Origin of the sequence: Pseudomonas sp. LH1G9 (assembly GCF_002949975.1) — a bacterium.
GTDB classification, from domain to species: domain Bacteria; phylum Pseudomonadota; class Gammaproteobacteria; order Pseudomonadales; family Pseudomonadaceae; genus Aquipseudomonas; species Aquipseudomonas veronii.
The window spans coordinates 5,623,679-5,643,944 of sequence record NZ_CP026880.1 but is presented as its reverse complement, the minus strand read 5'-3'; the positions used below and the strand labels follow the sequence as shown (position 1 = coordinate 5,643,944).

Sequence of the window (20,266 nt, the reverse complement as noted above, 5' to 3'; positions counted from 1 at the left end):
AAAAAGGATGAGTCGTGAAAACGCACAGCAGGCTGATGGTTATCGTCGGAACAGGCTTGGCAACACGCTCGCTCTCCTTATGTACGCATGGGCAGGGATTAATTTATGCAGGTGTCAGGCAGTAATGTTCGATCAGTTCCCGCAATAGACGCACTGTAGGCGTCAAGCGTGACATTTCGAGGTACTCGCCCGGCTGGTGGGCGCAGGCAATATCGCCAGGGCCAAGCACCAGGGTTTCACAACCAAGGCGCTGAAGATAAGGCGCTTCGGTGCCGAACGCTACTGCTTCGGCGCGATGACCGGTCAATCGTTCGGCGACCCGCACCAGCTCTGCGTCTTCGGCCTGCTCGAACGGCGGCACTTCGGCGAACAGCGGCGCATAGTCGATCTTCACCTTATGGCGCTCGGCCACTGGTTCGAGTTTCTGCCGGATCGCCGCGCGCAGCACCTGCGGGTCCATGCCGGGCAAGGGCCGCAGGTCGAACTCCAGGGAACACTGGCCGCAGATGCGGTTGGGGTTATCGCCGCCGTGGATGCAACCGAAATTCAGGGTCGGTTGCGGCACGCTGAACTGCGGGTTGCGGTACTCGCGCTGCCAGGCCAGGCGCAGGCCGCGCAGTTCGCCGATGGCGTCGTGCATGGCTTCCAGCGCGCTGTGGCCCAGGCGCGGGTCCGACGAATGACCGCTGCGGCCGAGGATGTCGATGCGCTCCATCATCACACCTTTGTGCAGGCGGATCGGCTTGAGGCCCGTCGGCTCGCCGATCACCGCCGCACGCCCCAGCGGACGCCCAGCCGCCGCCAATGCACGGGCGCCGGACATCGAGCTTTCTTCATCGCAGGTGGCAAGGATCAGCAACGGCTGCTTGAACGGTTGGTCGAGCAGCGGCAACACCGCTTCGATGGCCAGCGCGAAAAACCCCTTCATGTCGCAGCTGCCCAATCCTACCCAACGACCGTCGACTTCCGTCAGCTTGAGCGGGTCGGTCTTCCACAGCGCGGCGTCATACGGCACGGTATCGCTATGACCGGCCAACACCAGGCCGCCGGGGCCCGTGCCGAAACTGGCGAGCAGGTTGAACTTGCCGGGGCTGACGGGCTGGATGTCGATGGCGAAGCCCAGATCGCCCAGCCAGCCGGCGAGCAGGTCGATCACCGGGCGGTTGCTCTGGTCGAGAGACGCTTGGGTGCAACTGACCGACGGTGTGGCAATCAAGGCGGCGAATTGCTCTTTCATGGACGGTAACGGCATGCGCGGTCTCCCTACTTCCCGGATGAACCTCACTATAGAGGCATCTGCACGACACAATAAACCGTTGCGGCGCGTTGCCGGGCTCAGTCCTGTACACTGCACGACCTTGGCAGCCACTCTTTTTCCCGGCTGCGCTCCCGATCCTGGATTTTCCGGCCATGCAGAAAGAAACCGAAATCAAGCTCCGCGTCAGCCGCGAAACACTCGCCGCGCTGCGTGAGCACCCGCTACTGAAAAAACGCAACAAAAGTGGCTGGGAACGCCGTGAGTTGATGAACCAGTACTTCGACACCCCCGAGCGCGACCTGGCCAAGGCCAAAGTCGCCCTGCGTTTGCGCAAGGACGGTGACGACATTATCCAGACCCTCAAGACCCGCGGCCAAAGCGTCGCCGGCTTGTCGGAACGTAACGAATACAACTGGGAATTGCCCAAAGCCAAGCTCGACGTGAAGAAACTCGACGGCGAATGCTGGCCCGAGGAACTCGCCGAGCTGGACAAAAAGACCCTCAAGCCGATCTTCACCACCGACTTCGTGCGCGAACGCGCCGAAATCGCCTGGGGCCGGGGCAAAGCCAAAGTGGTGATCGAAGCCGCACTGGACCTGGGCCATGTAGTGGCCGGCAAGCAGAAAGAAGAAATCTGCGAACTGGAACTGGAACTGCGCGAAGGCGAACCGGCCGCCCTGCTGGAACTGGCCGCCGAACTGGCCGCCACCCTGGCACTGATGCCATGCGACATCAGCAAGGCCGAACGCGGCTATCGCCTGTATGACGCCAGCAGCTACTCCCTGAGCCTGCCGGCGCCGCAACTGCACGCCGAAATGCCGTTGGACGACGCCTTCGCCGCGATCATGTGGCACCTGCTGGGCAGCAGCCAGCGCCTGGCCGAGCAATACCGTTTCAATGGCCACTGGCGCCTGTTGCAGGACTGGGTCGACAACCTCGGCGAACTGCGCGCCCTGCTCGGCAGCCTCGGCCAGGCCGCGCCGCGTCAATCCACCAGCGAACTGCGCAGCGCACTCGATGCCCTGCTGGAAGACTGGCGCCCGCTGGTCCAGGCCGGTGACGACGATGAAGACATTCGCAAAGCCGCGCCGGAGCAATTCGCCGAAGAATTGACCGACGTGCGCTGGGGCCTGTTCTCGCTGAACACCTCCCGCTGGCTGCTGAACCGCACCTGGACCGCCGACCGCAACGTGCGCGGTAACCGTCAGGGCGCCGCGCAAATCACCAACTGGTTGCCACGCCTGCTGGCCGAAGACGCCGTCGCCCTGCAACTGCCGCGCTATCAGCAGCAACCGGAAGACCTCGCCGAGCAACTGCCGCGCATCGAGCGCATCCAGGCCTGGCTGCACCACGCACGCCAGGTGGTGGACATTGCGGAACTCGACCGCCTGTACGGTGAGCTGAACAAGCTGGCGCAACTGGCCAACCAGCCGATCACCGATGAATCGCTGGATGCGCGCATGCATCAGGCGATCGCGGTGTATCAGAACCGTGCCTGGAAGACCCTGCTGCGTCTGTGACCCCGCTTTCGAAAGCAACCCCCTCCCACATTTGCAATGCATTCCAAATGTGGGAGGGGGCTTGCCCCCGATGAGGCCAGCCCTGTCAGCCCAATACTGGCAAGCTAGTGGTGGACTTGATCTCCGACAACGCCACGATCGAATTGACCTCCTGAATCCCCGGCACCATCGACAACTTCTCGAAGAAAAACCGCTCGTAAGCCTCGATGTCCGACGTGACAATGCGCAGCAGAAAATCCACCGCCCCCATCAACACATAACACTCCAACACTTCCGGAAAACCGCGGATCGCCTCGGTGAACTCGGTGAAGTTGGAGCGCCCGTGGGCATTGAGTTTGACCTCGGCAAAAATCTGCGTATTGAGGCCGATCTTCTTGCGGTCCAGCAGCGTGACCTGGCTGCGGATCACGCCCTCGTCCTTCAGCCGTTGGATACGCCGCCAGCATGGCGATTGAGACAGGCCGACCTGCTCGGCGATCTGCGCGCTGGAGAGCGAGGCGTCCTCCTGCAGCAGGGCCAGGATACGGCGATCGTAGACGTCCAGCTCGCTGCGCATAGAAATACCTTTAATACGGGTTGTCTTGAATTGATTTGTGCATCTATCGACGAATCAGGCTCATCTTAGATAAGAAATCTCCTTTCGCGAATGTAAGAATTTCTCCAATCGAATCTGGAGAGTCCGCATGCACGCCGTCGAAACCACCTGCCCTGTCACCCGCGTCGACGCGTGGGCCGTCGACAGTGCCCATTGCCAGGCCCATTACCAGATCGTCGCCGAGGCCGAACCCGATGTGCTGTGCCGGGTGCTCAACTATTTCGCGCTGCAGTTCCTGACGCCGCGCCAGGTCAGTGTGAATCGCCAGGACGATGTGCTGACCGTGGATATCGTGATGGATGGCGTGAGCTGGCACCGTGCCCAGGTGATCGGTGAAAAGATTCGAAACCTGATCAGCGTGTGCTCGCTGGAGATGTGGTCGGCTGATTCTGTGCGGCCTCAGGCGCTGGCGGCCGGCGCCCAGTAAAAGCCTGCAATACACGCGCAAGGCAGCGGGTCAGGGGCTGACTAGCCTGGGAATACACCCGGCGCCCCAGGAAAACCTCAATGCCTGTTGATCAGCGATTGGAATTGCCCCCGTTGTTACCGGCCCTGGTCGAGCAGGGCGTGATCACCCTCGATGTGGCCCGGCGCTTGTCGACGCTGCCGGCCAGCCACACTCAGCATCCCCTGGAATGCATCGCGGCCCAGGGGCCTTGCCTGGAAACCCTGACGCAATGGCTGGCGCGGCACAGCGGGCAGCCTTACCTGCGTATCGACCCGCTGAAGATCGATGTGGCGACGGTGGTGCCGCTGATGTCCCACGCCTTCGCCCAGCGCCACGGCATTCTTGCGGTGGCCGTGGATGCACAGAGCGTCACGGTCGCCAGTGCCGAGCCTTACGTCACTGCCTGGGAAGCCGGGCTGGCGCAGGTGCTCAAGCGTTCGATCAAACGCGTGGTCGCCAACCCACAGGCCATCCAGCGCTGCATCGGCGAGTTTTATCGCCTGGCGAAGTCCGTCAGCGGCGCCGATCAAACAACGCCCGCGCCGGCACATTTCGAGTTGCTCAACCTCGGCGCCGGCGACCAGGCGCCGGACGCCAACGACGCGCATATCGTCAATATCGTCGACTGGCTGTTGCAGTACGCGTTCGGCCAGCGGGCCAGCGATATCCATATCGAGCCATGTCGCGAGCAGGGCCGCGTGCGTTTTCGCATCGACGGGCTGCTGCATGACGTCTACCAGTTTCCGCCCCAGGTCACGATGGCGGTGGTCAGCCGCCTGAAAAGCCTGGGCCGGATGAACGTGGCAGAAAAACGCAAACCGCAGGACGGGCGGGTCAAGACCAAAAGCCCGGCGGGCGCGGAAGTGGAATTGCGCCTTTCAACCTTGCCCACGGCGTTCGGCGAGAAACTGGTGATGCGGATTTTCGACCCCCAGGTCCTGCTCAAGGACTTCGACCAGCTTGGCCTGTCGGCCCAGGACCAGCAGCGCTGGCACAGCCTGACCCGCCAGAGCCACGGCATCATCCTGGTCACCGGCCCTACCGGCTCCGGCAAGACCAGCACCCTCTACACCACCCTCAAGCGCCTGGCGAGCCGCGAGGTCAACCTGTGTACGGTGGAAGACCCGATCGAGATGGTCGAGCCGGCATTCAACCAGATGCAGGTGCAGCACAATATCGACCTGAGCTTCGCCAGCGGCATCCGCGCACTGCTGCGCCAAGACCCGGACATCATCATGATCGGCGAGATCCGCGACCAGGAAACCGCCGAGATGGCGATCCAGGCCGCGCTGACCGGGCATCTGGTGCTGTCGACCCTGCACACCAACGATGCGCCGAGTGCGATCAGCCGATTGCAGGAACTGGGCATTGCTTATTATTTGATCAAGGCCACACTACTGGGAGTGATGGCGCAGCGCTTGGTGCGGCTCTTGTGCCCACGCTGCAAACGCACAACCAGCAGCAACGACACTGAAGCCATCGGGTGCGCGGAGTGCCGTGACAGCGGTTATCGCGGGCGCGCCGGGGTCTACGAAATCATGGTGCTGGACGACGCGCTCAAGTCGCTGATCACCCCCGGCACCGACGTGCAGGCCTTGCGCCGGGCGGCGCTCCAGCAAGGGATGTGCAGCCTGCGAATGGCCGGCATGCACAAGGTCGAAGCCGGGTTGACCAGCCTGGCGGAAATCTTGCGCGCCACGCCTGGGGATTCAGAAACAAATCCGTTGGCTGTCGGGCGGTGAAACCCTTCTTATCGCAGACAACCCCGTTACAATCGGCCGAACGTCGTTTCACTGACATCTTCAGATAGGGAATCGCTATGCAGATCGGAACCGTACTGCTTCTTTTCGTGGGATTGGCCATCGCCATCCTGTTCATGGGCTTCAAAGTGGTGCCCCAGGGCTATCAGTGGACGGTCGAGCGCTTCGGCCGCTACACCAACACGCTCAAGCCCGGCCTCAACATCATCATCCCGGTCATGGACCGCATCGGTCGCAAGATCAACGTGATGGAAAGCGTGCTGGATATCCCGCCCCAGGAAGTGATCACCGCCGACAACGCCACCGTGCAGATCGACGCCGTGTGCTTCTTCCAGGTGGTCAACACCGCCCAGGCCGCCTATGAGGTGAACAACCTCGAACACGCCATCCGCAACCTGTTGCAGACCAATATCCGTACCGTACTCGGTTCCATGGAACTGGATGCGATGCTCAGCCAACGTGACGGCATCAACGAAAAACTGCTGCGCACCGTCGACGAAGCCACGGCGCCGTGGGGCATCAAGATCACCCGGATCGAGATCAAGGACATCAGCCCACCCGCCGACCTGATGGCCGCCATGTCGGGCCAGATGAAAGCCGAGCGGATCAAGCGCGCACAGATCCTCGAAGCCGAGGGCCTGCGGGCATCGGCGATCCTGACCGCCGAAGGCAAGAAGCAGGCGCAGATCCTCGAAGCCGAAGGCGGACGCCAAGCCGCGTTCCTGGAGTCCGAAGCCCGCGAACGTCAAGCCGAGGCTGAGGCCCGCGCCACCCAGGTAGTGTCCGAAGCGATCGCCACCGGTAACGTGCAGGCCATCAACTACTTCGTCGCCCAGAAATACATCGACGCGCTGGGCAAACTGGCCTCGGCCAACAACAGCAAGGTGATCCTCATGCCGCTGGAAGCCAGCCAGGTGATCGGCGCTGTCGGCGGTATCGGCGAAATCGTCAAAGCGACTTTCGACAACAAGAAAGGCTGAGGCCATCGCCATGTGGGATTTCCTGCAGCATCTTTCGTTTTGGGACTGGCTGGCACTGGGCACGGTGCTGCTGATTCTTGAAGTATTCGGCGCCGGCGGCTACCTGTTGTGGATGGGGATCGCCGCGGCCGCCGTGGGCGTGATCAAGTTCCTGGTACCGCCGCTCGGGCTGGAATGGCAACTGCTGCTGTTCGCCGTGTTGTCGATATTGACGGCGGTGTACTGGTGGAAACGCCAGCGCAGCAGCGCCAAGGCCAGCGACCAACCGGGGCTCAATGAGCGCGGTTCAGAGTTGATCGGCCACACGTTTGTCGTGCATCAGGCGATTGTGGATGGTCGCGGCAAGATAAAAGTCGGTGATGGCGTGTGGATCGTAACCGGCCCGGACACCCCCGTAGGCGCTCATGTATGCGTGGTTGCACAGGAGGGGACGGTTTTGCAGGTTGAAACTGTTTAGTCAGTGATGGAACTCGATTGGGCTAACTAGAATCATAGAGTACAGATAACCCACCCGGAGTCACCCGCCATGCGTCTCAAATATGCTGTCGCCACCCTCGCTGTGCTTTCCCTACCTGTCGGCTCAGCCATGGCCGATAGCTTCTGGCGTAATGTCATCTCGTCGGGCGCCACGACCGGCTCGACGTACCTGACCTTCAAGGACCACAAGCTGGTGGTTGCCGCCCAAGACGACGCTGGCAGCTTCGTTGCCAGCGACGGCGGCATCCGCGGCCCGTACCTGGAAGCCGCCATGCAGAAAGTCCGCGCCGATAACCCTGGCCTCCAGGCCACGGACATGGAATTGGCCAACGCCATCCTCGCGAAAAACGCTGTCACCGAGTAATCCTCGCCCCATAAAGAATGCCGCTTCCCAGCGGCATTTTTTTTGATCATTTCCTACAGTCATCGCCCCCGGGCACTACGCAGATAGTCTATTTTTTCCAGCCGCGGGCAGAGAAGTCCTGTCGAGCCCTCAAGAGCCAGGCAACAAGCTAAGGATTCCTTTTCCATCGAGCGAATCCCTTCCATGCAAAAACTCGCCTACGCGCTGCTGTTCTCTGTGTTCTTTACCCCCCATGCCCATGCAGAAAACGGGTACGGGTCGTTAAAGCTCAACCACGCCCGTCAGAACCTCTCCAGCGCCCTGCTGACCAGCCCACGCGTCACCGAGCGGGTGGAGGCGCCCGACAGCAGCAAGTCAATCGTCGCCTCTTTCGCCATGGGTTATGCGTTTGCCGATGGCTGGCGCCTGGAAGGGGAATACACCATGCCGAAGCATTCGACCTTCAAATCCTACTGGGCGCCCTTCAATGCCAACGTCAACAGCCAACAGGTCCACAGCCAGCGCTTGATGCTCAATGGCTACAAGGACATCCCACTCAATGATTGGCTGTCGTTTTACGGTATGGCCGGCGTGGGGGTGGCGCGGATCGACTCCGAGGGCTACCAGACCAACGAGACCCGGCGCTTTGCCAGCCACCGCCAGCACAATTTCGCCTACAGCGTCGGCATGGGGCTGGAGGCCAAGGTCAGCGAACAACTCACCCTCGGCGCGGGTTACCGTTACACCGCCATGGGCGATGTGGAAACCGGCTACAACACCTTCGCCAACCGCGTGAACGCACGCGATGAGCAGCTCAAAGGCAAGCTCAAAGAGCAGAATATGTTTCTGGAAGCGCGCGTTTCCTTCTGACTCGCAGCAGAAAATGCCGCGCTCGACGCGGCATTTTTCACCGTTTGGGTGACGTTTCGTTCACAGAAGACAGGCTATATTCAGTCACGCCGTGCAACCATGCCGGTACTGATATGCCTTCTCTCATCGTCTATCTGAAACGGATGCCTTCGTCGTCATGAGCCAACAGCCCTTTCTGCCATTTTCCAAACCTACCATTGATGAAGCCACCATCTCGGCGGTCGGTGATGTACTGCGTTCAGGCTGGATCACCAGCGGGCCGAAAGTGCAGGCGTTCGAAGCGCAACTGTCGGAATACTTTGGCGGGCGACCGGTACGCACCTTCAACTCGGGCACCTGCACCATGGAGATCGCCTTGCGCATCGCCGGTATCGGGCCTGGCGATGAAGTCATCACCACCCCGATCTCCTGGGTTGCCACGGCCAACGTGATTCTGGAAGTCGGCGCTACGCCGGTGTTTGCCGATATCGACCCGGTAACCCGCAATATCGACCTGGCTCAGGTCGAAGCGGCCATCACCCCGCGCACCAAGGCGATCATCCCGGTATACCTGGCCGGCCTGCCGCTGGATATGCCGATGCTTTACGCGCTGGCCAACAAGTACAACCTGCGTATCGTTGAAGATGCCGCCCAGGCCCTGGGTTCGAGCTGGGACGGTGAGCGGATCGGCGCCACCGGCGACTTCGTGTCGTTCAGCTTCCAGGCGAACAAGAACATCACCTCTTCCGAGGGCGGCTGCCTGGTGCTGAACAACGCCGACGAAGCACGCCTGGCAGAGAAGTACCGCTTGCAGGGCGTGACCCGCACCGGCTTCGACGGCCTGGACGTGGATGTGCTGGGCGGCAAGTTCAACATGACCGACATCGCCGCCGCCATCGGCCTGGGGCAATTTGCCCATATCCAGGAGATCACCGCCCATCGCCAGAACCTGGCGCGGCACTACTTCAAGTGCTTCGGCAGTGATTTTGAAGAGCAATACGGTGCGCAACTGCCACCGGCGGATTTCGAAAACAGCAACTGGCACCTGTTCCAACTGGTCCTGCCGGAGCGCCAGGACGGGCTGCCGGCCCGCGCCACGTTCATGGAGCAGATGCAGGCCCACGGCGTCGGCATTGGCTATCACTACCCGCCGATCCACCTGTTGAGCCTGTATCGGGCACGCGGGTTCAAGGAAGGCATGTTCCCTGTAGCGGAGCGTGTTGGGCGTTTGATCGTGTCGTTGCCGATGTTCACAGCAATGACAGAGGCAGATGTGGAACGCTCGGTAGCAGCGGTGAAGGCCGTGCTGAAGCGCTGAAAGGCTGTTGCAGGAGCCGGATGACCGGCTCCTGCAGCGGGATCACTCGCCGATGGCGGCTTTGTAGCCGGCGGCATCGAGCAGTTTTTCCAGGTCGGCCGGGTTGCTGGGCTTGAGCTTGAAGATCCAGGCGCCGTAAGGGTCGCTGTTCAACAACTCAGGGCTGCCGCTCAGTTCCTCGTTAACAGCAATCACTTCGCCAGCAACTGGCGAGTAGATGTCCGAAGCCGCTTTAACCGACTCCACGACACCCGCCGCGTCCCCCGCCGCAAACGCTTTGCCGATTTCGGCCAACTCAACAAACACCACATCACCCAAGGCTTCCTGGGCATGGTCGGAGATGCCGACGGTCACAGTGCCGTCAGCTTCCAAATGGGCCCATTCGTGACTTTCGGCATAACGCAGGCCGGCAGGGATATCGCTCATAGTCTATGTCCTCAAGAAGAAATGTCAGCGGCCACTGGCCTGCCGGAATAGTTAGATCAAGGTTTTACCATGGCGCACGAAGGTCGGTTTGACCACTCGAACCGGATACCACTTGCCGCGGATCTCCACTTCGGCCCGATCGGCAGTCGCCGTCGGTACACGCGCCAAAGCAATGGATTTACTCAGCGTAGGAGAGAAACTACCACTGGTGATCTCCCCTTCGCCAACATTGGCGATACGAACCACCTGGTGAGCGCGTAAAACCCCACGTTCTTCCAGTACCAAACCAACCAATTTGGTCTGCACCCCGGCCGCCAGTTCGGCTTCCAGCGCGGCGCGGCCGATGAAGCGGCGCTCGGCCGGTTCCCAGGCAATGCTCCAGGCCATGTTGGCCGCCAGGGGCGAAACGTCCTGGTGGATATCCTGGCCATACAGGTTCATGCCGGCTTCCAGGCGCAGGGTGTCGCGGGCGCCGAGGCCGATGGGGGAAATCCCCGCGCCCACCAGGTCGTTGAAAAAACCCGGGGCCTGATCGGCCGGCAGGACAATTTCCAGGCCGTCTTCGCCGGTGTAGCCGGTGCGGGCGATAAACCAGTCGCCATCGGCCTGACCTTCGAAGGGCTTGAGCTGGTGGATCAGGGTGCCACGCGACTGGGTCACCAGTTCGGCGATTTTCTGCCGGGCGTGGGGGCCTTGGATAGCGAGCATGGCCAGTTCGGAGCGCTCGTGCAGTTGCACCGGGTAAGAGCCCAACTGCGCCTGCATCCAGGCCATGTCCTGGTCACGGGTGGCGGCGTTGACCACCAGCCGATAACCGGCTTCGGTACGGTAGACGATCATGTCGTCCACCACCCCGCCGTGCTCGTTGAGCATGGCGCTGTACAACGCACGGCCGCAGCCGTGCAAACGGTCGACGTCATTGGCCAGCAGGTACTGGAGCCATTCCTTGGCCTGGGGGCCGGTGACATCGATCACGGTCATATGAGATACATCGAACACCCCGCAGTCGCGTCGCACCTGATGGTGTTCTTCAACTTGCGAGCCATAGTGCAGAGGCATATCCCAACCGCCAAAATCGACCATTTTCGCGCCGAGGGCGAGATGCAGGTCATACAAAGGCGTGCGCTGTCCCATGGGTTTCTCCTTCCGGGCTTGGCGAAGGTACGCAGGGCTGCAGGATGGGCTTAACCCCTTGAATCAAAGGGCCTGCAGCCACATCCGACGAGCCGGTCCGAAACACGGAGCGTACCGAATGCCGCGCATTGTAGCCTCAAGCCGTAGGACTGGCACCTAACCGATTTGCCGAGCGGAACGTCGTATCAGCCCGACCACCGGCAACAGGCCCACCAGCACCAAGGTCAAGGCCGGCAATGACGCCCGCGCCCACTCCCCTTCACTGGTCATCTCAAAGATCCGCACCGCCAGGGTGTCCCAGCCAAACGGGCGCATCAGCAGGGTCGCCGGCATTTCCTTGAGCACATCGACGAACACCAGCAACGCTGCGCTCAGGGTGCCCGGCAGCAACAGCGGAAGATACACTTTGCAAAACAGTCGTGGACCGCTCACCCCAAGACTGCGCGCCGCTTCGGGCAACGATGGACGGATACGCGCCAGGCTGTTTTCCAGCGGCCCGTAAGCCACCGCCAGGAAACGCACCAGATACGCCAGCACCAATGCCGCCAAGCTGCCCAGCAACAAGGGCTTGCCCGCGCCGCCGAGCCAGCCCGACAACGGCACCACCAGCTCACGGTCCAGGTAGCTGAACGCCAACATGATCGACACCGCCAGTACCGAGCCCGGCAACGCATACCCGACGCTGGCCAGGCTGATGCCGGAACGAATTGCCCGGGTCGGCGCCAGGCGGTTGGCGAAGGCCAGTATCAGGGCCACGCTGACCGTGACCAGCGCCGCGATACCGCCCAGGTACAGGGTGTGGACGATCAGGCCGGTATAGCGCTCGTCCAGATCGAAGCGGCCGCGCTGCCAGAACCAGGCGAGCAGTTGCAGCATCGGAATGACAAAGGCACAGGCAAACACCAGGCCGCACCAACCACTGGCCGCCGCCGCCTTCCAGCCGCGCAGGTGATACAGCGCCTTGCCGCGCGGCCGCTCATTGCTCGGCCGACTGGCGCCGCGAGCACGACGCTCGCCGTAGAGCACCAGCATCACCACCAGCAGCAACAGGCTGGCCAGCTGGGCCGCGCTGGACAGGCTGAAAAAGCCGTACCAGGTCTTGTAGATCGCGGTGGTGAAGGTATCGAAGTTGAACACCGAGACCGCGCCGAAATCCGCCAGGGTCTCCATCAGCGCCAGGGCCACGCCGGCGCCAATCGCCGGCCGCGCCATGGGCAGGGCCACGCGCCAGAAGGCTTGCCAGGGCGATTGCCCCAGCACGCGCGCCGCTTCCATCAAGCCCTTGCCCTGGGCCAGGAACGCCGTGCGTGCCAGCAGGTAGACGTAGGGATAGAACACCAGCACCAACACAATGACCACCCCACCGGTGGAACGCACGCGGGGCAGGCGCACGCCGCTGCCGAACGCGTCACGCAGCAGGGTCTGCACCGGCCCCGAGAAGTCCAGCAGGCCGACAAACACAAACGCCAGCACATACGCCGGGATCGCGAACGGCAGCATCAGCGCCCAGTCGAGCCAGCGCCGCCCGGGAAATTCGCAGAGGCTGGTCAGCCACGCCAGGCTCACACCCAGCAAGGTCACGCCGACGCCGACGCCGAGCACCAGGGTCAAGGTATTGCCCAGCAGGCGCGGCATCTGGGTTTCCCACAGATGGGACCAGATCTGCGCGTCGATGCTTTGCCAGGACAGCAACAGCACGCTCAGCGGCAGCAACACCAGGGCGGCGACGCTGAAGACCGGCAGGTACCAGCGGCGTTGGGCGGGGTGGGCCAAGAGCAAATTCCCTGGGAATGGATGATCTACAGACAGACACAAAACAGTGTGGGAGGGAGCAAGCCCCCTCCCACCTACACATTCAGTTCCAGCCGGCCCGATCCATCAGGCGAATCGCCTCGGCCTGGCGCTTGCCCGCCACTTCCACCGGCAAGGTGTCCGCCACGAACTTGCCCCAACTGGCCACTTCAGCCGACGGCGCCACTGTCGGGTTGGCCGGGAACTCCTGGTTTATGTCGGCAAAAATCTTCTGCGCCTCAGGCGTGGTCATCCACTCCACCAGCGCCTTGGCTGCTTCCGGGTGCGGCGCGTATTTGGTCAGGCCGATGCCGGACAGGTTCACATGCACGCCACGGTCGCCCTGGTTCGGCCAGAACAGCTTCACCGCCAGATTCGGCTTCTGCTTGTGCAGGCGGCCGTAGTAGTAAGTGTTGACGATGCCCACGTCACACTGCCCGGCGTTGATCGCTTCGAGCACGGCGATGTCGTCGGAGAACACATCGGTGGACAGGTTATTGACCCAGCCCTTGATGATTTCTTCGGTCTTGGCCGCGCCATGGGTTTCGATCAGGGTGGCGGTCAGCGACTGGTTGTAGACCTTTTTTGCCGTGCGCAGGCACAGGCGGCCTTCCCATTGTTTGTCGGCCAGGGCTTCGTAGGTGGTCAGCTCGCCCGGCTTCACCCGGTCGGTGGAATAGGCGAGGGTCCGCGCACGCAGGCTCAAACCGGTCCAGGCGTGGGCGGACGAGCGGTATTGCAGCGGAATATTGGCGTCGATCACCTTGGAGGTGAACGGTTGCAGGATGCCCATCTGCTCGGCCTGCCAGAGGTTGCCGGCGTCGACGGTGAGCAGCAGGTCGGCGGTGGCGTTCTCGCCCTCGGCCTTGATGCGCTGCATCAGCGGGGCTTCCTTGTCGGTGATGAACTTCACCTGCACCCCGGTTTTCTGGGTGTAGGCGTCGAACACCGGCTTGATCAGTTCGTCGATGCGCGAGGAGTAGACCACGACTTCGTCGGCCGCCTGCACGGTGGTGCTGCCGATGAGGGTGAGTGCCAGGGCAGTCAGGAGGCGCTTGGGTGCCGACATGGGTGCGGTCTCTCGTGAACAAAAGAGTACAAATGATAAGGACTCACATTTAGCATCTCAATCACTCACTCGAATGAGGCGTTACGAGATGTTGCAAGGCCGCGTTCTGCAGTGCGACGTATCGCCTCATCGCGGGCAGTCCCGGGCTGCCGGGTGTGTCAGGGCCTGGCCAGTTCCGGCAGATCCCCGCTCAAGCCAAGGGCCTGGCGCACGAAGATCGCCTTGGCTTCCGGCATCTGGTCGACCACCTTCAAGCCGGCATTGCGCAGCCAACGCAACGGCAACTGGTCGGCCTGGAACAAGCGCTCGAAACCTTCCATCGCCGCCATCAGCGCCAGGTTGTGCGGCATGCGCCGACGCTCGTAACGGCTCAGCACTTTCACATCCGCCAGGCGTTCACCGCGTTCGCTCGCCGATAACAGCACCTCGGCCAGCACGGCCGCATCGAGAAAACCGAGGTTCACCCCCTGCCCCGCCAATGGATGGATCACGTGGGCCGCATCGCCGATCAACGCCAGGCCTTCGGCCACATAACGTTTGGCGTGGCGCTGGCGCAGGGGCACACACACACGCGGGTCGGCGCTGAGCACCGTGCCCAGGCGCCCTTCGAAGGCACGTTCCAGCTCACGGCAGAAGTTTTCCTCATCCAACGCCATCAGGCGCGCGGACTCAGCCGGCGTGGTCGACCAGACGATCGAACACCAGTCCTCCTGCCCATCCCGCACCAGCGGCAAAAACGCCAGCGGACCTGTGTCGGTAAAGCGTTGCCAGGCGGTGCGCCGGTGCGGTTGGCTGCTGCGCACGCTGGTGACGATAGCGTTGTGCAAGTAATCCCATTCGCGGGTCGCGGTGCCGGTCAGACGGCGCACCGCGGAGTTGGCGCCATCGGCGGCGACCACCAGCGGCGCGCGCAGCGTGCGGCCGTCGGCCAGGGTCAGCAGCCAGTCATCGCCGGAGCGGCGCATCTGTTCCAGGCGCGCGTTGGCCAGCAGGCCCAGGTCGCAGTCGTGCAGGCGATCGAGCAAGGCATCCTGGACCACGCGGTTTTCGACGATATGCCCGAGCACTTCGGCATGCACGCTGGCCGCCGAAAAATGGATCTGCCCAGTGCCGCTGCCGTCCCACACCTGCATCTCGCCATACGGGCTGGCGCGCCGTGCGACGATGCCATCCCACACGCCAAGGCGCTCAAGGATGCGCTGGCTGGCGGCCGACAAGGCGCTCACCCGCGGCTCGAAAGCCGCGTCAGGCTCGAACGGCTTGACGCTCAGCGGGCTGCCGTCGAGCAGCAGCACCTGCAGGCCACTGCCCTGCAACGCCAGCGCCAGGGCGCTCCCGACCATTCCGGCCCCGACAATCAGCACATCTGCGCGCATATCCATGCTTTAAGCCTGTCTCGCTGGCGGCTTGCGCCGCACGTAAAGGGTTAATCTCATCCCGTCCCAAACGATGTAGTCGCGGCTACGCATCGGGACGCGTACCCAGGCCCATGGCCTGACGGGCGAACCAGCGTTTCGCCGGCGGCAGCAGGTCGAGGCCCAGCAGGCCCATGTTGCGCCCCAGCGCGACCAGCGGCTGGGCGCTGCCGAACAGGCGCGTGACCTGATCGGAGAAGCCCACGGTCAGCGTTTGATCCATGCGTTGCCGCTCGCGATATGCCTGCAAGGTCGCCAGGTCACCCGGCACCGCCGGCCCGGCCAGCAAGGCCTCGGCCAAGGCATTCGCATCGCGCAGGGACAGGTTGAAGCCCTGCCCGGCAATCGGGTGCAGGCTGTGGGCGGCATTGCCGAGGATCGCCAGGTGCGAGCGCACTTGTTCTTCGGCTTCCACCAGGGTCAGCGGGTACAGATGCCGCGCACCGACCTGCTTCAAGGTGCCCAGGCGGTAGCCGAACACGCCCTGCAATTCACTGAGGAAACTGCGCTCATCCAGGTTGGCCAGGCGCTGGGCGTCCATGCCGGCACGGGTCCAGACCAGCGCGCAGCGGTTGTCCGGCAGCGGCAGCAGGGCCATCGGGCCTTCATCGGTGAAGCGCTCGAAGGCTTCGCCGTTGTGGGCTTCGCTCGGGGTGATATTGGCGATCAGCGCGCTCTGGTTGTACGGGCGGGATTTCACGCCGATCCCCAGTTGCTCGCGCAGGCCGGAGCGACCGCCGTCGGCCAGCACCGCCAGGTCGCACTCCAGCACGGTTTCGTCGTTGAGGGTCAGGCGATAGCCATCGGGCAGCGGCTCCATGCGCGTGACTTCGGCCGGGCAACGCCAGCTGACCACGTCCTTATCCAGGCCTTGCCACAGGCATTGGCCGAGCCAGGCGTTCTCAACCACGTAGCCGAGGGCCGGCACGCCCTCTTCCATGGCGGATAAGCGCGCGGTGGAGAAGCGCCCGCGATCCGACACATGGATCTGCTTGATCGGCTCGGCGCGGCGGGAGATGGCCTGCCACAGACCCAGACGCTGATAGATCTGCCGCGCGCCATAGGACAGCGCCGAAGAGCGTGCGTCGTAGCTCGGCTGGTAGCTGTCACCCGGTGCGAAGGGTTCGATCAGCAGGATCTTCCAGCCCCGCGCCTTGGCCCCGTCCTGCAGCGCCAACGCAAGGCTCGCGCCCACCAGGCCGCCACCGATAATGGCCAGGTTGACCCGGCTCATCGGGCGGCCGCCATCAACGCTTCGATGTCGGCGACGGTCTTGGGCACGCCGCCGGTCAGAATGTCACAGCCTTGCTTGGTCACTACCACGTCGTCCTCGATGCGTACGCCGATGCCACGCCATTTCTTTGCCACGCTCTGGTTGTCCGGCGAAATATAGATCCCCGGCTCCACGGTCAACGTCATGCCGACCTCCAGCACACGCCATTCACCGCCCACTTTGTACTCGCCGACATCATGCACATCCATCCCCAGCCAATGGCCGGCGCGGTGCATGTAGAACGGTTTGTAGGCTTCGCCGGCGATCAGTTCGTCAACGTCCCCTTGCAGCAACCCCAGCCTCACCAGCCCGGCGGTGATGACCTGCACGGTGGCCTCATGGGCCTGGTTCCAATGCTTGTTCGGTGCAATCTCGGCGAAGGCGGCTTCCTGGGCGGCCAGCACGACTTCATAGATCGCCTGTTGCTCGGGCGAAAACTTGCCGCTGACCGGCCAGGTGCGGGTGATGTCGCTGGCGTAGCAGTCGATCTCGCAACCGGCGTCGATCAGCACCAGGTCGCCGTCCTTGAGCAGCGCGTCATTCTGCTGGTAATGCAGGATGCAACTGTTGCGCCCGGCGGCGACGATGGAGCCATAGGCCGGCATCTTCGCGCCGCCTTTGCGGAACTCGTAATCCAGCTCGGCTTCGAGGCTGAACTCGCGCAAGCCGGCGCGGCTGGCCTGCATGGCCCGCACGTGGGCGGCGCAGGAAATCCGCGCAGCTTCGCGCATCACCTTCACTTCCGCCGCCGATTTATACAGGCGCATATCGTGGAGCAGATGATCCAGGGCAACGAATTCGTTCGGCGGTTGGGCGCCCAGGTGCGCTTTGGAGCGGATAATGTTGATCCACTCCATCAGGTGCCGGTCGAACTCGGCATTGCTGCCCATCGCCGAATACACCCGGTCGCGGCCTTCGATCAGGCCGGGCAGGATGTCGTGGATATCGGTGATGGGGAAGGCATCGTCGGCGCCAAAATCACGGATCGCGCCTTCGGTACCGGCGCGCAAGCCGTCCCACAGTTCGCGCTCGGCATTGCGTTCGCGACAGAACAGCACGTACTCGCCGTGCGGGCGACCGGGCATCAGCACGATCACCGCTTCGGGCTCGGGGAAGCCGCTCAGGTACTGGAAATCGCTGTCCTGGCGGTAGACATGTTCGACATCGCGATTGCGGATGGCCACCGCGGCGGCCGGCAGGATCGCGATACTGTTGGGCTCCATCTGCGCCATGAGCGCCTTGCGGCGACGGGTGTATTCCGCTTTCGGGATATGGATCATGGGCAGACGGGCTTCCTTTCTCAGTGCAGCGACGGCTTGGGGGTGGCCGGTTCAGCGGACTTCTTGGTCTCGGTGAACAGCAGCAGCGGCGCGACGCGCAGGTATTCCATGACTTCCATGTAGTCGCCTTCGCCGTCTTCGGATTCTTCCAGGGCATCTTGCACCTGGGAGATGGCCGCCAGGTCCTGCAGCACTTCCTTGGCGTCGGTGCTCAGCTCCAGGCCGCCGGCATTCACGCCAAAGCCATGGAGGAAGCCCTGGCACCATTGGCCCAGCGCGGCAGCACGTTCGGTGAGCGGTGCATCGTCGGTCGGCAGCAGCAGGACCACGGTGACGTCATCACCGGTCAGCTCGCCCTTGACCATTTCCTGCAGGCCGATCAGCGCGTTACGCACGTTCTCGGAGGGCTCGGTTTCCAGCAGTTCGGCCACATCGGCCAGCCAGTTGTCGGCGTCAAAGCCAACACCGGTGCAACTGCGGCCCAGCAACACGCCGTGCAGTTCGGCGGGAGAGCAAGGATGACCGCTGGAGCTCAGCAGTTTGGTAAAAGCGTCGTACGGGGAGTTCTGAATGGGCATGGTGAGCTAGGCGCCAGACGGCGCAATGTCTAGAATGAAGCGCTGTATCCTAGCACCGGCAGACGCACCAGACTATCAAGGGCGTCAGATCGTTTATCCTGCAGTTGCCATTCATCAGACAAATCCAGTGGAACCCAATGGAAGACACCGACCTGCAAGCGCTGATGGCCAGACTCGAATTGCTAATTGATCGGGTCGAGCAACTAAAGAGGCAAAACGGACTCCTATTAGCTCAGGAAAAGACCTGGCGCGAGGAACGCGCTCACCTCATTGAAAAAAACGAAATCGCCCGGCGTAAGGTCGAGTCGATGATTTCGCGCCTGAAGGCCCTGGAGCAAGACTCATGAGTTCAAGCAATAGCGTCACCGTGCAGATTCTCGACAAAGAATATTCGATCATCTGCCCCCAGGAAGAGCGCAGCAACCTGGTGAGCGCCGCCCGCTACCTGGACGGCAAGATGCGTGAAATCCGCAGCAGCGGCAAAGTGATCGGCGCCGACCGCATCGCCGTGATGGCCGCGTTGAATATCACCCACGATCTGCTGCATAAGCAGGAGCGCCCGGACGTGCAGGCCAGCGGCTCGACGCGCGAGCAGGTACGTGACCTGCTGGAGCGTGTGGACCTGGCACTGTCCAACGATTCCGACACATCCAAGGGCTGATTGCCGCATCTGTTTAAGGTATACTCGCCCCACTCCCTGGCGTGCTTGCCAGTCGGCGATGTCCCGGAGCCGATTCGCACTACCCTGGAAGTTGCACGTTTGGCTGGTGTGCATGTCCGCTAGACGGAAAGCCTTAAAGCCTACTGCTTCTTCCACCTTGAACTTTCGGGTTCAAGGGCTTAGTCGACAGCGGTTCTGTCGGGGAGCCTGAATCCCAAACTCAATGCCAGTCCCAGGACTGGCATTGTTTTATGAGCCGAAAAACCATGACCGAACCTGCGCCGCTTTCCCGTCCGCAACTTCGACGCATGTTGCGCAACGCCCGCCGCGCACTCACGCCAAGCGAGCAGCGAAAAGCCGCCCAAGGCGTGTATCGGCAACTGGCACAGCACCCGCTGTTTCGCCGGGCCAAGCATATTTCCCTGTATCTGCCGACGGACGGTGAAATCGATCCGCGCTTGCTGCTGCGTGCGGCTCAGCGGCGGGGCAAGGCCACTTACCTGCCGGTGCTCAGCGCCTGGCCACGGACCAAGATGGTGTTCCAGCGCGTTCGTCCCGGGGAGAAGTTGCTGCCCAATCGCTTTCGCATTCTTGAACCACGGGTGAATGTCCGCCGCCAGCGCAAGGTCTGGGCGCTGGACCTGGTGCTATTGCCGTTGGTGGGGTTCGATGACGCGGGGGGACGGCTGGGCATGGGTGGCGGTTTTTATGACCGCAGCCTGGCTTACCTGGCGCGCCGCCAGCACTGGCGCAAGCCGACGCTGCTGGGCCTGGCCCATGAATGCCAGAAAGTCGAACGGCTGGTGCAGGCGAGTTGGGACGTGCCGTTGGCGGGCACCGTCACCGATAAGCAGTGGTATATCGCACAGGCGTCGCTGGAACCCGCGACGCCCTGAAGAAGAGTTAACGCTTGAACGGTTGTGGCGGCTGCTGGGTCAGCTCAACGGGCGCATCGGTCTTGTTCGACCATAAGCTTTGCGCATACCCGGTGGTCACGACGCCCAGACCAAACAAAATAACCAGTATCCATAGTAAATCCGGTTTGCGTTGCATCGATTGCCCCCCTTCAGGCACCTCGTACACGATGACAA

22 protein-coding genes and 1 other RNA gene are annotated in these 20,266 nt (G+C 62.5%); 12 read left to right on the top strand and 11 right to left on the bottom strand.

What is annotated here, in order from left to right; genetic code table 11:
- Nucleotides 1-103 precede the first annotated feature (103 nt).
- Nucleotides 104-1,252, bottom strand: a complete 1,149-nt coding sequence (gene argE, locus C5F70_RS26040; RefSeq protein ID WP_046488840.1) for an acetylornithine deacetylase — start codon at nt 1,250-1,252, stop codon at nt 104-106.
- Nucleotides 1,253-1,410: 158 nt separating this feature from the next.
- Between argE and C5F70_RS26035 the strand changes: the two genes are divergently transcribed.
- Nucleotides 1,411-2,778 (top strand): inorganic triphosphatase, encoded by a 1,368-nt coding sequence (locus C5F70_RS26035; protein ID WP_017845095.1) that lies wholly within the window; start codon nt 1,411-1,413, stop codon nt 2,776-2,778.
- A gap of 85 nt (nt 2,779-2,863) precedes the next feature.
- Here the strand turns inward: C5F70_RS26035 and C5F70_RS26030 are convergent, their stop codons facing one another.
- A complete protein-coding gene (locus tag C5F70_RS26030; protein ID WP_046381706.1) occupies nt 2,864-3,334 on the bottom strand; it encodes an Lrp/AsnC family transcriptional regulator in 471 nt (156 codons plus the stop codon).
- 127 nt (nt 3,335-3,461) lie between these two features.
- Here C5F70_RS26030 and C5F70_RS26025 point away from each other — a divergent pair, with 127 nt between their 5' ends.
- The 7 genes from C5F70_RS26025 to C5F70_RS25995 all read left to right on the top strand — a co-directional run bounded on the left by C5F70_RS26025 (nt 3,462) and on the right by C5F70_RS25995 (nt 9,548).
- A complete protein-coding gene (locus C5F70_RS26025) occupies nt 3,462-3,800 on the top strand; it encodes a hypothetical protein (RefSeq protein ID WP_017845097.1) in 339 nt (112 codons plus the stop codon).
- Between the two features lie 80 nt (nt 3,801-3,880).
- On the top strand, nt 3,881-5,563 hold the full coding sequence (locus tag C5F70_RS26020) for a GspE/PulE family protein (protein ID WP_104904274.1): 1,683 nt from the start codon (nt 3,881-3,883) through the stop codon (nt 5,561-5,563).
- A gap of 77 nt (nt 5,564-5,640) precedes the next feature.
- Complete coding sequence (locus C5F70_RS26015; protein WP_046381704.1) at nt 5,641-6,561, top strand: SPFH domain-containing protein; 921 nt, start codon at nt 5,641-5,643, stop codon at nt 6,559-6,561.
- A gap of 10 nt (nt 6,562-6,571) precedes the next feature.
- On the top strand, nt 6,572-7,018 hold the full coding sequence (locus tag C5F70_RS26010; RefSeq protein WP_017845100.1) for an NfeD family protein: 447 nt from the start codon (nt 6,572-6,574) through the stop codon (nt 7,016-7,018).
- A gap of 69 nt (nt 7,019-7,087) precedes the next feature.
- A complete protein-coding gene (locus C5F70_RS26005; RefSeq protein WP_003176799.1) occupies nt 7,088-7,402 on the top strand; it encodes a DUF2388 domain-containing protein in 315 nt (104 codons plus the stop codon).
- 183 nt (nt 7,403-7,585) lie between these two features.
- Nucleotides 7,586-8,251 carry an outer membrane protein gene (locus C5F70_RS26000; RefSeq protein WP_104904273.1) on the top strand — a complete coding sequence of 222 codons (666 nt, stop codon included), beginning with the start codon at nt 7,586-7,588 and terminating at the stop codon, nt 8,249-8,251.
- 157 nt (nt 8,252-8,408) lie between these two features.
- Nucleotides 8,409-9,548, top strand: coding sequence for a DegT/DnrJ/EryC1/StrS aminotransferase family protein (locus tag C5F70_RS25995; protein ID WP_017845102.1), 1,140 nt, complete (start codon nt 8,409-8,411; stop codon nt 9,546-9,548).
- Nucleotides 9,549-9,590: 42 nt separating this feature from the next.
- Here the strand turns inward: C5F70_RS25995 and gcvH are convergent, their stop codons facing one another.
- From gcvH to C5F70_RS25955, 8 genes are all read right to left on the bottom strand, one after another.
- Nucleotides 9,591-9,974 carry a glycine cleavage system protein GcvH gene (gene gcvH / locus C5F70_RS25990; protein ID WP_104904272.1) on the bottom strand — a complete coding sequence of 128 codons (384 nt, stop codon included), beginning with the start codon at nt 9,972-9,974 and terminating at the stop codon, nt 9,591-9,593.
- Nucleotides 9,975-10,025: 51 nt separating this feature from the next.
- Nucleotides 10,026-11,108 carry a glycine cleavage system aminomethyltransferase GcvT gene (gcvT, locus tag C5F70_RS25985; RefSeq protein WP_046381701.1) on the bottom strand — a complete coding sequence of 361 codons (1,083 nt, stop codon included), beginning with the start codon at nt 11,106-11,108 and terminating at the stop codon, nt 10,026-10,028.
- A gap of 156 nt (nt 11,109-11,264) precedes the next feature.
- On the bottom strand, nt 11,265-12,881 hold the full coding sequence (locus C5F70_RS25980) for an iron ABC transporter permease (RefSeq protein WP_017845105.1): 1,617 nt from the start codon (nt 12,879-12,881) through the stop codon (nt 11,265-11,267).
- Between the two features lie 82 nt (nt 12,882-12,963).
- Nucleotides 12,964-13,968 carry an extracellular solute-binding protein gene (locus C5F70_RS25975; protein WP_046488850.1) on the bottom strand — a complete coding sequence of 335 codons (1,005 nt, stop codon included), beginning with the start codon at nt 13,966-13,968 and terminating at the stop codon, nt 12,964-12,966.
- Nucleotides 13,969-14,126: 158 nt separating this feature from the next.
- Nucleotides 14,127-15,344: a 2-octaprenyl-3-methyl-6-methoxy-1,4-benzoquinol hydroxylase gene (locus tag C5F70_RS25970; protein ID WP_164887041.1), complete on the bottom strand. Its 1,218-nt coding sequence runs from the start codon at nt 15,342-15,344 to the stop codon at nt 14,127-14,129.
- Nucleotides 15,345-15,429: 85 nt separating this feature from the next.
- The gene (ubiH, locus tag C5F70_RS25965; protein ID WP_046381698.1) at nt 15,430-16,617 is read right to left on the bottom strand and encodes a 2-octaprenyl-6-methoxyphenyl hydroxylase; all 1,188 of its coding nucleotides are present in this window, start codon (nt 16,615-16,617) and stop codon (nt 15,430-15,432) included.
- A complete protein-coding gene (pepP, locus tag C5F70_RS25960) occupies nt 16,614-17,936 on the bottom strand; it encodes a Xaa-Pro aminopeptidase (protein ID WP_104904271.1) in 1,323 nt (440 codons plus the stop codon). The genes ubiH and pepP overlap by 4 nt, the downstream gene beginning before the upstream one ends.
- A 20-nt stretch (nt 17,937-17,956) precedes the next feature.
- The gene (locus tag C5F70_RS25955) at nt 17,957-18,514 is read right to left on the bottom strand and encodes a YecA family protein (RefSeq protein ID WP_017845110.1); all 558 of its coding nucleotides are present in this window, start codon (nt 18,512-18,514) and stop codon (nt 17,957-17,959) included.
- A 137-nt stretch (nt 18,515-18,651) separates the two neighbouring features.
- Between C5F70_RS25955 and C5F70_RS25950 the strand changes: the two genes are divergently transcribed.
- From C5F70_RS25950 to C5F70_RS25935, 4 genes are all read left to right on the top strand, one after another.
- Entirely contained in the window at nt 18,652-18,861 is a 210-nt protein-coding gene (locus tag C5F70_RS25950) for a TIGR02449 family protein (RefSeq protein WP_017845111.1), read from the top strand.
- Complete coding sequence (locus tag C5F70_RS25945) at nt 18,858-19,175, top strand: cell division protein ZapA (protein ID WP_017845112.1); 318 nt, start codon at nt 18,858-18,860, stop codon at nt 19,173-19,175. Before C5F70_RS25950 ends, C5F70_RS25945 begins: the two co-directional genes overlap by 4 nt.
- Nucleotides 19,176-19,205: 30 nt before the next feature.
- Nucleotides 19,206-19,384: non-coding RNA, 6S RNA (ssrS, locus tag C5F70_RS25940), on the top strand.
- A gap of 57 nt (nt 19,385-19,441) precedes the next feature.
- Entirely contained in the window at nt 19,442-20,071 is a 630-nt protein-coding gene (locus tag C5F70_RS25935) for a 5-formyltetrahydrofolate cyclo-ligase (RefSeq protein WP_102618637.1), read from the top strand.
- 7 nt (nt 20,072-20,078) lie between these two features.
- On the opposite strand, the gene C5F70_RS30865 is transcribed toward C5F70_RS25935, so the two are convergent.
- Entirely contained in the window at nt 20,079-20,228 is a 150-nt protein-coding gene (locus C5F70_RS30865; RefSeq protein ID WP_017845114.1) for a hypothetical protein, read from the bottom strand.
- Nucleotides 20,229-20,266 lie beyond the last annotated feature (38 nt).

Bases quoted from the DNA above. Each gene is read 5' to 3' on its own strand.
- argE (WP_046488840.1), bottom strand. From the start codon at position 1,252: ATGCCGTTACCGTCCATGAAAGAGCAATTCGCCGCCTTGATTGCCACA.
- C5F70_RS26035 (WP_017845095.1), top strand. From the start codon at position 1,411: ATGCAGAAAGAAACCGAAATCAAGCTCCGCGTCAGCCGCGAAACACTC.
- C5F70_RS26030 (WP_046381706.1), bottom strand. From the start codon at position 3,334: ATGCGCAGCGAGCTGGACGTCTACGATCGCCGTATCCTGGCCCTGCTG.
- C5F70_RS26025 (WP_017845097.1), top strand. From the start codon at position 3,462: ATGCACGCCGTCGAAACCACCTGCCCTGTCACCCGCGTCGACGCGTGG.
- C5F70_RS26020 (WP_104904274.1), top strand. From the start codon at position 3,881: ATGCCTGTTGATCAGCGATTGGAATTGCCCCCGTTGTTACCGGCCCTG.
- C5F70_RS26015 (WP_046381704.1), top strand. From the start codon at position 5,641: ATGCAGATCGGAACCGTACTGCTTCTTTTCGTGGGATTGGCCATCGCC.
- C5F70_RS26010 (WP_017845100.1), top strand. From the start codon at position 6,572: ATGTGGGATTTCCTGCAGCATCTTTCGTTTTGGGACTGGCTGGCACTG.
- C5F70_RS26005 (WP_003176799.1), top strand. From the start codon at position 7,088: ATGCGTCTCAAATATGCTGTCGCCACCCTCGCTGTGCTTTCCCTACCT.
- C5F70_RS26000 (WP_104904273.1), top strand. From the start codon at position 7,586: ATGCAAAAACTCGCCTACGCGCTGCTGTTCTCTGTGTTCTTTACCCCC.
- C5F70_RS25995 (WP_017845102.1), top strand. From the start codon at position 8,409: ATGAGCCAACAGCCCTTTCTGCCATTTTCCAAACCTACCATTGATGAA.
- gcvH (WP_104904272.1), bottom strand. From the start codon at position 9,974: ATGAGCGATATCCCTGCCGGCCTGCGTTATGCCGAAAGTCACGAATGG.
- gcvT (WP_046381701.1), bottom strand. From the start codon at position 11,108: ATGGGACAGCGCACGCCTTTGTATGACCTGCATCTCGCCCTCGGCGCG.
- C5F70_RS25975 (WP_046488850.1), bottom strand. From the start codon at position 13,968: ATGTCGGCACCCAAGCGCCTCCTGACTGCCCTGGCACTCACCCTCATC.
- C5F70_RS25970 (WP_164887041.1), bottom strand. From the start codon at position 15,344: ATGCGCGCAGATGTGCTGATTGTCGGGGCCGGAATGGTCGGGAGCGCC.
- ubiH (WP_046381698.1), bottom strand. From the start codon at position 16,617: ATGAGCCGGGTCAACCTGGCCATTATCGGTGGCGGCCTGGTGGGCGCG.
- pepP (WP_104904271.1), bottom strand. From the start codon at position 17,936: ATGATCCATATCCCGAAAGCGGAATACACCCGTCGCCGCAAGGCGCTC.
- C5F70_RS25955 (WP_017845110.1), bottom strand. From the start codon at position 18,514: ATGCCCATTCAGAACTCCCCGTACGACGCTTTTACCAAACTGCTGAGC.
- C5F70_RS25950 (WP_017845111.1), top strand. From the start codon at position 18,652: ATGGAAGACACCGACCTGCAAGCGCTGATGGCCAGACTCGAATTGCTA.
- C5F70_RS25945 (WP_017845112.1), top strand. From the start codon at position 18,858: ATGAGTTCAAGCAATAGCGTCACCGTGCAGATTCTCGACAAAGAATAT.
- C5F70_RS25935 (WP_102618637.1), top strand. From the start codon at position 19,442: ATGACCGAACCTGCGCCGCTTTCCCGTCCGCAACTTCGACGCATGTTG.
- C5F70_RS30865 (WP_017845114.1), bottom strand. From the start codon at position 20,228: ATGCAACGCAAACCGGATTTACTATGGATACTGGTTATTTTGTTTGGT.